Origin of the sequence: Caballeronia sp. Lep1P3 (assembly GCF_022879595.1) — a bacterium.
Taxonomy (GTDB): domain Bacteria; phylum Pseudomonadota; class Gammaproteobacteria; order Burkholderiales; family Burkholderiaceae; genus Caballeronia.
In genome coordinates this window covers 625,311-638,105 of sequence record NZ_CP084267.1, presented here as the reverse complement: position 1 = coordinate 638,105, position 12,795 = coordinate 625,311, and the positions used below count along the sequence as shown (strand labels likewise).

The window sequence follows — 12,795 nt, the reverse complement described above, 5'->3', positions numbered from 1 at the left end:
TCACTTCGCGCTTGCCGTGGTGCTGCCACTGCCGCTGAACCACTTCTTCACGATGGCGTCATACGTGCCGTCCGCCTTGATCTTCGCGAGCGCGGCGTTCATCGCGTCGCGCAGCTTCGGCTCGTCCTTGCGCACCGCGATGCCATACGCTTCGGTGGTCAGCTCCTTGTCGAGCACGCGAAAGCCTGCGCGCGTGCGGACGAACTGATACGCGGCGGGCTTGCCCGTGACGGCGGCATCCGCGCGGCCGATGCCGACGAGATCGAACATCTCCTGATTCTTTTCCACTTCCACGCGCTCCACTTGCGGGTAGTTGTCGCGCAGGAAGTTCACCGACTTCGTGCCGACCTGCACGGTCACTTTCTTGCCGTTGAGATCGGCGAGCGTTTTGATGGGCGAATCGGCCTTGACGAGTGCGGAGAGGCCGCCCGCGAAGTACGACTGCGTGAAGTCGACGACCTGCGCGCGCTCCGGCGTGATGTAGATGCCCGAGATCGCCGCGTCGAAGCGGTGCGCGACGAGGCCCGGAATCAGCCCCTTGAAGTCGATGTCCGTCCACTGGACCTGCTTGCCCATCGCTTTCGCGAGCGCGTTCATGATGTCGATGTCGAAGCCGGTGCGCTGGCCTTTGTCGACGAATTCCATCGGCGGGAAGGTGGCGTCGGTCGCGACGTTCAGCACGTTCGAGTCTTGCGCGAAGGCCGCGCCGGGCGCGGCCATCGTCATCGCGATGCCGAGGCTCGCGGCGCAGAGGAGAGTCTTGAGTTTCATCGTGTGGGCTCCGAAAGGTGTGGGATCAGTCTTGCGTTGGGGTCAGGCGGCTTGCAGCCGCGCGGATATGGCGTTGGCCGCTCGCACGGTCCAGTCGGCGAACTGCTGCTCGCGGCCCGCCGCGCGCGAGGAAGGCGCCATCAGCGTGATCGAGGCGCTCGCGCCCGCGCCGCGCGACGCGCGCCGGAACACGGGCGCGCTCACGCCCCAGACGCCGGGATCGACTTCGCTGTCGCTCATTGCGTAGCCGCGCGCGCGGATGCGTTCCAGTTCCGCTTCGAGCGCGGCGCGCGCGGCGTCGCCTTCGGCGAACTGGCGCGCGAGCGTCTCGGCGCGCGTTTTCTCCGCCATGAACGCGAGCAGCGACTTCGCCGATGCGCCCGCGCGCAACGGCACCGCGCGGCCCTTTTCGAACGAGCAGCGCAGCGAGTGCGTGCTTTCGATCATCTCGAGGCAGATCACCTGATCGTTGACGGCGACGATCAGCCCGACGCTTTCCTGCGTCGCGCGCGAAAGCTGCATCATCGCGTCGCGGCTCGCTTCGACGAGCATCGAATTGATGTCGAAACCGAGCGCGAGTTGAAGACTGATGGGGCCGGGCGCGTAGTAGCCCGAATCCTCGGTCACGAAACCCCAGCGCTTGAGCAGCGCCACTTGCCGATACAGCGTGCTCTGCGCGAGACCGGTCGCGCCGAGCATGTCCTTCACGGACATGGCCTTGCCGTGGCCCGCGAGCGCGGTCAGCACGAGGAGCAGCCGCTCGGCGCCCGTTGCGCCCGATTCCTGTTTCACGTTGTGTTTGAGCACGGAAAGAAGCGATGAAGACGTAGCCGAAGCATGCCACGCCGCTCCCGCCGGACAAAAATGCGATTCCCGCGCCGTGGGAATCCCGTCGTCAGGGTTTTCCCTCGTCTTTTTTCCTCGCGCGGCGGGCGATCGCGCTTGCGCCGCCGCATTTTTCCGCGCGCACCATCAAGTCGCCCCGTCCGTTTCCGTTAATGCAGCACGAAGGCTCATTGGCCGACGCCCACTGCGGCGCACATCAACGAAATTAGCAACGAGCAACGCATGACTTTTTCCAGAAAACTGTGGCTTCCTCTCATCCTGAGTCTCGCGTGCCTCGCGGGCATCTCGGTCGCCGACGCGTTTCGCATGCGCGCCTTGCGCACCGAAGAGACGCGGCTCGACATCAAGCACGCGACCGAGGTGGCGAACAGCATCATCAAGGAATTCGCGCAGCAGGCGGCTTCCGGCGCGATCACGCAGGAGGCGGCGAAGCAGGGCGCATTGAACGCGCTCCGCGACATTCGCTTCGGCGACAGCGGCTACTTCAGCGTGTTCGATTCGCAGGCGAAGGTTCTCGCGCACCCGATGAAGCCGGAGTTCGTCGGCAAGACCATGATGGACTTCAAGGATCCGAAGGGCGTCTATCTGTATCGCGAGCTCATCGACGTGGGCAAGCGCGAGGGCGCGGGCTACACGTACTATTCGTTCGCGAAGCCCGGCACGAATGAAATCCTCCCGAAGATGTCCTACGTGTCGATGTACCAGCCGTGGGACTGGCTCATCGTGACGGGCGTCTATATCGACGACATCGACGCCGCGTTCTACACGTCGCTCGGCTGGAGTCTCGGCCTGCTCGCGGTGATCGCGCTCGCGCTGTGCATCGTCGTGTCGCGGCTCAATCGCGGCATTCTTCGCGCGATGGGCGGCGAGCCGGCCTACGCGGCTGAAGTGGCCAATCAGATCGCGAACAACAACCTGACGGTGGACGTCGCCGTGCTCGCGAACGACCGCGCGAGCCTCATGTATGCGATGGCGCGCATGCGCACGCAACTGGTCGCGGCAATCGGCAGCGTGAAAACCGCCGCCAACGCGATTGCGAGCGCGAGCCGTGAAATCGCCGTCGGCAATACGGACCTGTCCTCGCGCACGGAAGAACAGGCCGCGTCGCTCCAGGAAACCGCCGCGAGCATGGAACAACTGACGGCCGCCGTTAAGCACAACTCGGAGAACGCGCGTCAGGCGAGCGGGCTTGCCGGCAATGCGCGCGACGTCGCGAAGGAAGGCGCGAACATCGTCGGCGAAGTCGTCGGCACGATGGCCGAGATCGAGCAGAGTTCGCATAAGATCGCCGAGATCATCGGCATGATCGAAGGTATCGCGTTCCAGACGAACATCCTCGCGCTCAATGCGGCGGTCGAGGCGGCGCGCGCGGGCGATCAGGGCCGCGGCTTCGCGGTCGTCGCGGGCGAGGTGCGCAGTCTCGCGCAACGCTCGTCCACGGCGTCGAAGGAAATCCGCGAGCTGATCCAGGCGTCGAGTTCGCGCGTTCAGGCGGGCACCGAACTCGTCGGTCTCGCGGGCGAAACGATGAACAAGATCGGCTCGGCGATCGAGCGCGTGACGAACATCATGGACGAAATCGCGTCGGCATCGAACGAGCAGAGCCGGGGCATCGAGCAGGTGAATCAGGCGATCAGCCAGATGGACGAAGTCACGCAGCAAAACGCGGCGCTCGTGGAACAGGCCGCTGCCGCCGCCGGCTCGCTTCAGGATCAGGCCGAACAGCTTCGCTCGACGATGGCCGTGTTCCGCACGTCGCACTGAGCGCGGCGCGCAGAATGGCGAAAGCGTCGACCGTCTCCCGACGCTTTCGCCGGTGCCGAGTCCGGCGCCGTTACCGGTAACGCACGCGAATTGCACGAGCCGCCCAACAGTCGCTATACTGGCTCGGCGATCGGGTGGCCTGACCACCGCGATTGGCCTGACCGCAGGACGAATCAAGCAGACTGACTGGAAGCGTCGCATCGGCATTGTTGTCCGATGCGCCCGGAAGGGGCGTGCTGTAGATGAAGTCGCGCAGCGCCTCTCGACAAGAAGAATGAAAGGAGACGACTCGATGTTCCGTAAAGGAATGCAGGTCAGGGCCGCGTTCGCGCTTGCCGCGTGCGCGCTCGCAGGCGCCGCGCACGCGCAGGTCGCAACCGGCGACACCTCGCAGAAAAAGATCGCGCTGTCCAACAGCTTCGCCGGCAACGCGTGGCGGCAGTCGATGCTCAAGAGCTGGAACGCCGTCGCGCAACAGGCGGTTGCGGACAAGAAGATCGCCGCCGCGCCCGCTTTCACGACCGCCGAAAATCAGGTGACGGAACAGGCGCAGCAGGTCCAGAACCTCATCCTGCAGGGCTACAACGCGATCGTCATCGACGCCGTGTCGCCCACCGCGCTCAACGGTACGATCAAAAAGGCCTGCGCCGCGGGCGTGGTCGTCGTGTCGTTCGACGGCGTCGTCGACGAACCGTGCGCGTATCGCGTCAACTTCGACTTCAAGGGCTGGGCGGAGCAGGGCGTCGACTATCTGGCGACGCGGCTCAACGGCCACGGCAACGTTCTGGAAGTGCGCGGCGTGGCCGGCATTTCCGTCGACAACCTCATGCACGAAGGCGTGCTCGACGGCCTCAAAAAGCATCCGGGTCTCAAGCTCGTCGGCTCGGTGAACGGCGACTGGACGCAATCAGTCGCGCAAAAGGCCGTCGCAGGCATTCTGCCGACGCTGCCGCAAGTCGATGGCGTCGCCACCGAAGGCGAGATGTCCTTCGGCATCGCGCAGGCGTTCAAGGCCGCCAATCGCCCCGCGCCGCCGATGATCATCGGCAGCACGTATCCCGAACTGCAATGGTGGAGCGAGCAGGCGAAGACCGGCTATCAGTCGCGCTCGCTGTCGAACCCGCCCGGCGCGGTCTCGTTCGCGTTCTGGGTCGCGCAGCAGGTGCTCGCGGGCAAGAAGATCCCGAAGGAAGTGACCATCAACGTGCCGCTGCTCGCCATCTCGCAGCAGGAACTGCCCGCGAAGCTCGCAGCGACGCCTCCGGGCGGCATCGCCGACGTGACCTACACTTTGCCGCAGACGGTGGCGCTGCTCGACAAGAAGTAAGCATGGCGTGACGCCACGCATGGAGGCATGTGAATGGGCGCAACAGCAACGATCGGCAACGAGCAACCGCGCGCGCTGATTCGCTTCGAAGGCATCGGCAAGACTTTCGGGCGGGTGCGCGCGCTCGCGGACATCGACTTCGCGTTCGTGCGCGGCGAATGCGTCGGCATCGCGGGACACAACGGCGCGGGCAAATCCACGCTGATGGCGGTGCTCGCGGGCGTGTATCCGCCGACGCAGGGACGCATCGAAGTGGAAGGCGCGGCCGCGCCGCACTACGACGCCAACGCCGCGCGCGAGGCCGGCGTGCGCTGCGTGTTTCAGGAACTGTCGCTGTGCGCGAACCTGACGGTCGCGGAGAACATGACCATCGTGCATCCGCAATTGCACGGACGCGGCTGGCGGCGCAAGGCCACCGCGCTCATGCGCGAGAAGCTCGAAGAGATTTTCCCCGGCAACGGTCTCAAGGGTAACGAGCTCGTTTCCGATCTCACGCTCACGCAACAGCAGATGGTGGAGATCGCGCGCGGCTTCACGGTGACGGACACGCCCGTGCGCCTCGTGATTCTCGACGAACCGACTTCGTCGCTCGACGCGCACACCGCCGATCAACTGCTCGCCTTCGTGCGGCGCGCGGCAGAAAGCGGCATTACGTGCCTGCTCATCACGCACATGCTGGGCGAAATCGAGCGCGTGGCGGATCGCGTGATGGTGATGCGCGACGGCGGCATCGTCGGCGTGTTGCCGCGCGAGCAAGCGCAGCGCGCGTCGATCATTCAGGCGATGGGCCAGCATCTCGAAGCGGAGAAAACGCCCGCGACCGCGCGCACGCGCGAAGCGCTGCGCGACGAGCGTGCGTTTCGCTGGCACGTCGGCGCGAGAAAACATACGACGATCGAGGCGTCGCGCGGGGAAATCGTCGGCTTTGCGGGACTCGCCGGGCAAGGTCAGACCGAGGCGCTGCTCGCCATCTACGATGCCGCGACGAGCCACGGCGCGGGCCGCGTGAAAGCGGCGTTCGTCGCGGGCGATCGCGGGCGCGACGGCGTGTTTCCGGTGTGGTCCATCGCGCAGAATCTGGATGTGCGGTGGCTGCTCGGCGGCGCGAAACGCCGACGCGGCCTTGTCGATCTCGCGGCGGCGCGCGCGCTCGTCGAAGCGTGGCGCACGAAGATCGGCATACGCGGGGCGTCGATGAACGCGGGCATTCTGTCGCTCTCGGGCGGCAATCAGCAGAAGGTGCTGTTCGCGCGCGCGCTGGCTTCGGACGCACAGCTCATCCTCATGGACGATCCCACGCGCGGCGTCGATGTCGGCACCAAGCGCGACATCTACCAGCTTGTCCACGACGAAGCCGCGAAAGGCCGCACGTTCGTCTGGTACACGACCGAAAACGAAGAGCTGTCGCATTGCGACCGCACGTATGTTTTCCGCTCGTCGGCGGTCACGCGCGTGCTGCACGCCGACGAATGCACGGAAGAAGCGCTGCTCGCAGCGAGCTTCGAGGAGCACGCCGCATGACGCCCGCGCGCATCACGTTTCAGGGCACGCAGGCGCGTCTGCGCGCGCTGCTGCCGGCCATCTCGCTCGTCGCGGTGCTGGTGCCGATCCTCGTCATGCAGCCCACCGTGATGACCTATTTCGGATCGAGCCTGCTGCTCAACCTCGCGGTGCCGATCGTGCTCGCGACGCTCGCGCAACTCGCGATCATCACCGTCAACGATCTGGACTTGTCCATCGGTCCGTTCGTGAGTCTCGTCGCGTGCATCGGCGCGACGCTGCTCGTCAGCAAGCCGTGGCTCGGCGTGCTCGCGCTCGCCGGCTGCGTGCTGGCGTATGCGGCGGTCGGCGCGCTGATCGAATTGCGGCAGATTCCGTCCATCGTCGTGACGCTCGGGCTTTCGTTCGTGTGGAGCGGACTCGCCATCGTGCTGCTGCCTTCGCCGGGCGGTACGAGCCCCGGCTGGCTCGGCACGGCGATGAGCTATCAGACGCCGCTCATCGCCGCGCCTATCGTGTGGTCGGTGCTGATCGCCATCGTCGGGCACTTTCTGCTGATGCGCACCTCGGCCGGCGTGCGCATACGCGGCGCGGGCGGCAATCCGCGCGCCATGCGGCGCTTCGGCTGGTCGCTCGTGCGCGCGAAGGCGACGCTCTACGGCATCGCGGGCGTGTTCGGCGTGCTGTCGGGTCTGTCGCTGCTCGGCCTCACGACTTCCGCCGATGCCAACCTCGCGCTGCGCTACACGCTGCTGTCGATCGCGGCGGTGATTCTCGGCGGCGGCGAATTCGTCGGCGGGCGCGTGTCGGTCATCGGCGCGGTCCTTGGCGCGATCACGCTCACGCTCGCGGCATCGTTCCTCGCCTTTCTCAACATCTCGGCGGACTGGCAAGTCGGCATGCAGGGCGCGATCCTGATCGTCGTGCTGTCGCTGCGCGTGCTGCTGCAACGCGGGGAGCGGCAATGAAACCGCAGACATCGGGCGAAGCCGTCGCCAACGGCGAAACCGCGTGGACGCGGCTCAGAAGCCTTCAGGCGCCGTGGGCGTGGTCGTTCGTCGGCACGGTGCTCGTGTGGTTCGGCATCGTCGGCATCTTCGGCTTCGGCATTGCGAGCAACGTCGCGCAGACGGCGCTCACCTACGGCGTGTTCATGGTGCTCGTCGGACTCGGGCAGATGCTCGTCATCACGTCGGGCGTTGGCAACATCGACCTCTCGGTGCCATCGACGATCGCGCTCGCGGGCGTCGTCGGCATGCACGCGATGGGCGGCGTCGACGGGCGCATCGCGCTCGGCGTGGCGGCGGCGCTCGGCGTGGGCGTCGCCGTCGGCATCGCGAACTACATGCTGATCCGCCTCCTGCGCATTCCGCCGATCATCGCGACGTTGTCGTCGAGCTTCATCATCCAGTCGATCGCCATCACGCAAGGACGCCAGCTTCCGCCGCCGCCGCCCGCGCTCGGCGCGTTCGCCACGGGCCGGTTCCTGCATGTGCCGTATATCGCGTTCGTCGCGCTCGCGTTGTCGGTGGCGCTCGCCGTGCTGCTGCATCGCGCCGTGTACGGGCGCAGGCTTTCCGCCATCGGACAGAACGCGCGGGCCGCCTGGCTCGCGGGCGTAAACGTGCACCGCACGCGCTGCCTCGCCTATGTGCTTTCCTCGATGATCGCGGCGCTCACGGCGCTCCTGCTCGCGGCGACATCGGGCGGCGCGTCGCTCGACATGGGCGTCGAGTACATGCTGATCTCGATTGCCGTGGTCGTGATCGGCGGCACGCTGGTGACGGGCGGCAAGGCGACGATCGTCGGCGTATGGGGCGCGTCGATGTTCCTGTTTCTCACGAACGCCGCGCTCAACGCGGTCGGCGCGGATGCCGGCGTGCGCGCGATCGTCTATGGCGTGCTCATCATCGCGGTGACGGTCGCGGCCGGCGGAAAGACGGCGCGCTGATATGGCGCGATGAGATGGCAATTGACACCAGGCGAGGAGACATGAAACCCAGCGATTTCGAAGTGCACGATCCGCGTTTCAGGCTGCTGCTTCAGCCCAACGCGTTCCTGAGCCGCCTGACCGACGAATGTCTCTGGGCCGAAGGGCCGGTGTATTTTCCGGCGACGGATCTGCTCGTGTGGAGCGACATACCGAACAACCGCATGCTGCGCTGGGCGCCGGGCATGGGCGTGGGCGTGTTTCGCGCGCCGTCGAACTACAGCAACGGCAACACGCGCGACCGCGAAGGGCGGCTCGTGAGCTGCGAACACGGTGCGCGGCGCGTGACGCGCACGGAGCACGACGGCAGCGTGACCGTGCTTGCATCGCACTTCGAAGGCAAGCGGCTGAATTCGCCGAACGATGTCGTCGTCGATTCGAAGGGCGACATCTGGTTCACCGATCCCGACTACGGCATCCTGAGCGACTACGAAGGCTATCGCGCCGACAGCGAGATCGGGCGATGCAACGTGTATCGCGTGTCGCGCGATGACGCACGCGTGCAACTGGTCTGCGACGACTTCGTGAAGCCCAACGGTCTCGCTTTTTCGCCGGACGAATCGCGGCTCTATATTGCGGATTCGGCCGCTTCCCACGACGACGAAGCGCCGCGTCATATCCGCGTATTCGATGTATCGGGCGAAGGCGCGTTGCGCCACGGACGCGTGTTCATCGAGATGCAGAGCGGCGTGCCGGACGGCATGCGTATCGACGAGCACGGCAATGTCTGGACGAGCGCGGAAGACGGCGTGCACTGCTACGCGCCCGACGGCACGCTGCTCGGCAAGGTACTGATACCGGAGGTCGTCGCGAACCTGACGTTCGGCGGGATCAACCGGAACCGCCTGTTCATCGCGGCGACGTCATCGATCTATTCGCTTCATGTCGGCGTGCGCGGCGCGGGACGGTGAAGCGTCACAACATCAAATCGACAACCGGAGACGAGCATGAGAATGACTAGATTCGCCGTGGCACTGTGCATGGCCGCGGCATCGGCGGGCGCGTCGGCGCAAGTCGCAACGGGCGACACATCGTCGATGAAGATCGCGCTATCGAACAACTACGCGGGCAATAGCTGGCGACAGCAGATGCTCAAGAGCTGGTCCAACGTCGCCGATCCCGCCGTGAAGCAGAAGATCGTCGCGGCAGCGCCCAGTTTCACCACGGCGGAAAGCCAGGCGACCGAGCAGGTTCAGCAGATTCAGAACCTCATTTTGCAGGGCTTCAAGGCGATTGCCGTCGATGCCGTGTCGCCCACGGCGCTCAACGGCGTCATCAAGCAGGCGTGCGGCGCGGGCGTGACGGTCGTCTCGTTCGATGGCATCGCGACCGAGCCGTGCGCGTATCGCATCGCGGTGGATTTTCAGGGAATGGGCCGCATGCAGGTGGATTATCTGGCGAAGCGGCTGAACGGCAAGGGCAATCTGCTCGAGATTCGCGGGCTCGCGGGCGTGTCCGTGGACGACGAGATTCATCAAGGGATCGTCGATGAACTGAAGAAGTATCCGGGGCTGAAGATCGTCGGTTCGGTGCATGGCGACTGGACACAGACGGTCGCGCAGAAGCAGGTCGCGGGCATCTTGCCGACCTTGCCGAAGATCGACGGCGTGGTCACGCAGGGCGGCGACGGCTTCGGCGCGGCGCAGGCGATCAAGGCAGCGGGGCGGCCGACGCCGATCATCATTCTCGGCAACCGGCAGGAAGAACTCGCGTGGTGGGCCGATCAGAAGAAGAGCGGTTACGAGACGATGTCGGTGACGATTCCGCCCGGCGCGTCCTCGTTCGCGTTCTGGGTGACGCAGCAGATTCTCGCCGGCAAGAAGGTGCCGCACGATATCCGCATGCCGGTTCTCGAAGTGAAGCCGGACGAACTCGACGCCGTGCTCGCAAAAACGCCGGCGGGCGCGCTCGCGAACAAGGAATACACGCGAGAGGAAGTCGTCGCGGTGGTCGACGGGAAGAAGTAGGAGAGGGCGGGCGGCTCTGGCTCGATGGCATGAGCCGCCTCGTTTCTTCGACGCTGGTTAGTAGGATTACTGATGAAATGGGTTCAGGCGTTACGCATGGCGCGCGCTGGTTCTGACAGTCGCTTCCGACAAGGATCTGTAAGCAACGTGACGCAATCGATGGCGTGAATTCTAGTCGAACGCTTCGTCATCCGCGATGCGGTCCACCATTTCGCGGCGCGCGTTTAGATACTGCGGACTTCCGAAGCCATGATGCGTCGCCGCGCAGACCAGCTTCGCGTGAGTGTCGGCGTCGGCCAGATGCGGAAGGCCGTTCGACAGTTCGATCAGTAGCGGATCGACGCACTGTTTCATGTTTCCGGCGCTCGCGCTTCCCGCCTTGAGCTTGCGCGTCTCCGACATGGCGATCGAACACATGCACAAGCTCTCTTCCCAGACCAGCAATTGTGCGAGCTTGCCTAGCCGGCTCGACGGGCGGCTCAAGTCGGCAAGCACGCGCTGCATGCCATTGCCGAGCCATGAATCGAGTTTCCGCGCGGACATTGGTCGCGCGATCGCGAAACCTTGCACGCGCTCGGCGCCGATTATCGCCATCGCTTCGAGCAGCGCCGAGTCTTCGACGCCCTCTACCGTGACGGACTTGCCCATCGAATGCGCGAGCCGCGTCAGTTGAATGGCGAACTTGAGCATGTCGCACGCATCCTGATCGCTTCGCGCGACGATGCTCCGGTCGATCTTGATACAGTCGAACGGCAAGTCCCGCAAGCGCGCGAGGCTGCTATAGCCCGCGCCAAGATCGTCTTGCGCGAGGCCTATTCCAAGCCTCTTGTACTTGTTGAGCTCCTTGCGGATATCGGCGCCAGCAGGGTTGTCTTCCGTCTCCAGGACTTCGAGCATCAATGCGTGAGGCGGGCAGGAAGCCGCTTCGAGAGCGCGGCGGGTATGCTCGAAATACCGTGGATCTGCGAATGCGACGGGCGGGAGATTCACCGTGACGCTCAGTGCGAAACCCGCATCGCGCCACGCGCAGACGTCTCTCGTTGCCTGCTCGAGCCCCTGCATGAAGAGCACGAGAAGATCCTCGGAAGTGAGCGTCGGAAGGAATTGTCCCGGCGTGATGAGCGTGTCGCCATCACGCAGACGCGCGAGCGCTTCGACTGACGAGATCGTGCCCGATTGCAGATCGAGAATCGGCTGGTAATGCATTTCGAGGCACTTGGAGCGCAGTAGCCCCGACCACCGTTTTCTCGTTGCATAAGGAACCGTCCGGCTGCGGCCGTTCTTTTCCTCGATCCGTGCCAGCGCGAAGGCGAGAAGCGATTGAAGTTGCTGGACGAAGGCAATCTGCTCGTTCGAACAGCCGCCGGGTAATCGGCGGTAGAGCGTCATCACGGCGCGCGGCTTGCCATCGGGCGGACAGAGTGGAATCGCCACGCTCGAACGAAAGCCCGCGGCGAGGGCGCTGGTTCGCCACGTGGCTACGCGCGGGTCTGTCGCGAGGTTGATGCTCAGTTCGATGCGCCGATTGATCCACGCCTGCCCGGTCGGGCCTCTTCCCTGAGGCTGGTCGCCGATGGTGATGCGCTGCATCGCATCCTGCTCCAGCACGGCGATGTAGTCCTCCGTCTGCTGCCCGAATACCGACTCGTATCGGAAGACGCCGTGCGAATCGGGGCGTCCGACGCAGCAGCCCGCCACTTCCGCGTGTGCGCCGACAATGCGCGTGACGCTCTGGATCAGATCGGCATAGCTGTCGACGGTCCATGCAAGATTCGTCACTTGCTGAAGGACGTCGGTGCGCGCGCTCTGCAGCTCGGCGTAGACCTGCAACTGGATGGTCACCTCGCGCATCAGGCGTTGCGCAAGCGTGGAAAGCGCGGCAGCGTGTGCGTCCGATCCGAATTCGTTCTGAAGAGACGACATGAGCAAGCCGAAACTGTCCGCGATCTCTTCGCGGCTCACGCCGAGAATCGCGTTGCGAAGGCCGGCCCCGCGTGCTGCCCGAGCGTGCGTCTGAGCGGTCAGATCGGGACGTGCAAGCGCGATGAGATAGCTGCTTTGAACTGCTTTCGCGTTGCGCAGTTCCACCTCGGACAGACTGCGCACGATCTGCGCGATGCTCGGCAGCGCGTCAAGGTTGCGATGATACCGGTCGACGACACGTCCGACGATGCTTTCTGCCTCGCTGCAGAGTGCCGCCATATGAGGCGCATGCTCGCTGCCGTATAACTGGGCCTCATGCCGATGCCAGTCGTCGGTCAGTACATTCGGTGGTGCAAACTTCGCGAACATCGTTAGGCAGCCTCGGCCGACAGTCGGTATGACGGCGCGCTTGAATATCTCTTTCGATGGAGGAGCGTTTCTCCTGGCGGGCGGCGGCACGGACGCCTTTTCCCCATAGCCGGCGACAAAGCGATAGCGCCTGACACCGCTCAAGGCGCCCGGTGTCTTCTGCTCACCGCGCATAACGGCACATCGCCTGGAAACTTTAGCGTCCGTCCCGCGGCGACACTGATCGCGTCAAGCACCGCCCGCATCGGGATTGCTTATCCGACGTTCAGAATTTCATAGATCTGCCGTAAACAATGATGCGACCACCCTGTGACAACGGCGTCTGCCTGGGGCGGCGT

The 12,795-nt window shown here is 64.9% G+C and carries 10 protein-coding genes; 7 read left to right on the top strand and 3 right to left on the bottom strand.

Features of this window, described 5'->3' with window-relative positions:
• Together LDZ27_RS23490 and LDZ27_RS23485 are read right to left on the bottom strand one after the other, a co-directional pair.
• The gene (locus tag LDZ27_RS23490; protein ID WP_244817510.1) at positions 1-771 is read right to left on the bottom strand and encodes a transporter substrate-binding domain-containing protein; all 771 of its coding nucleotides are present in this window, start codon (positions 769-771) and stop codon (positions 1-3) included.
• Positions 772-813: 42 nt separating this feature from the next.
• Positions 814-1,563 carry an IclR family transcriptional regulator gene (locus tag LDZ27_RS23485; RefSeq protein WP_244818023.1) on the bottom strand — a complete coding sequence of 250 codons (750 nt, stop codon included), beginning with the start codon at positions 1,561-1,563 and terminating at the stop codon, positions 814-816.
• Positions 1,564-1,839: 276 nt separating this feature from the next.
• Between LDZ27_RS23485 and LDZ27_RS23480 the strand changes: the two genes are divergently transcribed.
• The 7 genes from LDZ27_RS23480 (at position 1,840) to LDZ27_RS23450 (ending at position 10,165) form a co-directional block, all read left to right on the top strand.
• Complete coding sequence (locus tag LDZ27_RS23480) at positions 1,840-3,381, top strand: methyl-accepting chemotaxis protein (RefSeq protein WP_244817509.1); 1,542 nt, start codon at positions 1,840-1,842, stop codon at positions 3,379-3,381.
• A gap of 292 nt (positions 3,382-3,673) precedes the next feature.
• Positions 3,674-4,708: a substrate-binding domain-containing protein gene (locus LDZ27_RS23475; protein WP_244817508.1), complete on the top strand. Its 1,035-nt coding sequence runs from the start codon at positions 3,674-3,676 to the stop codon at positions 4,706-4,708.
• A 33-nt stretch (positions 4,709-4,741) separates the two neighbouring features.
• A complete protein-coding gene (locus LDZ27_RS23470; RefSeq protein WP_244817507.1) occupies positions 4,742-6,229 on the top strand; it encodes a sugar ABC transporter ATP-binding protein in 1,488 nt (495 codons plus the stop codon).
• A complete protein-coding gene (locus LDZ27_RS23465) occupies positions 6,226-7,176 on the top strand; it encodes an ABC transporter permease (protein ID WP_244817506.1) in 951 nt (316 codons plus the stop codon). Before LDZ27_RS23470 ends, LDZ27_RS23465 begins: the two co-directional genes overlap by 4 nt.
• Positions 7,173-8,159, top strand: coding sequence for an ABC transporter permease (locus LDZ27_RS23460; RefSeq protein WP_244817505.1), 987 nt, complete (start codon positions 7,173-7,175; stop codon positions 8,157-8,159). Before LDZ27_RS23465 ends, LDZ27_RS23460 begins: the two co-directional genes overlap by 4 nt.
• A gap of 41 nt (positions 8,160-8,200) precedes the next feature.
• A complete protein-coding gene (locus LDZ27_RS23455; RefSeq protein WP_244817504.1) occupies positions 8,201-9,109 on the top strand; it encodes an SMP-30/gluconolactonase/LRE family protein in 909 nt (302 codons plus the stop codon).
• 36 nt (positions 9,110-9,145) lie between these two features.
• On the top strand, positions 9,146-10,165 hold the full coding sequence (locus LDZ27_RS23450; RefSeq protein ID WP_244817503.1) for an ABC transporter substrate-binding protein: 1,020 nt from the start codon (positions 9,146-9,148) through the stop codon (positions 10,163-10,165).
• Between the two features lie 171 nt (positions 10,166-10,336).
• On the opposite strand, the gene LDZ27_RS23445 is transcribed toward LDZ27_RS23450, so the two are convergent.
• Positions 10,337-12,457: an EAL domain-containing protein gene (locus tag LDZ27_RS23445; protein WP_244817502.1), complete on the bottom strand. Its 2,121-nt coding sequence runs from the start codon at positions 12,455-12,457 to the stop codon at positions 10,337-10,339.
• Positions 12,458-12,795 lie beyond the last annotated feature (338 nt).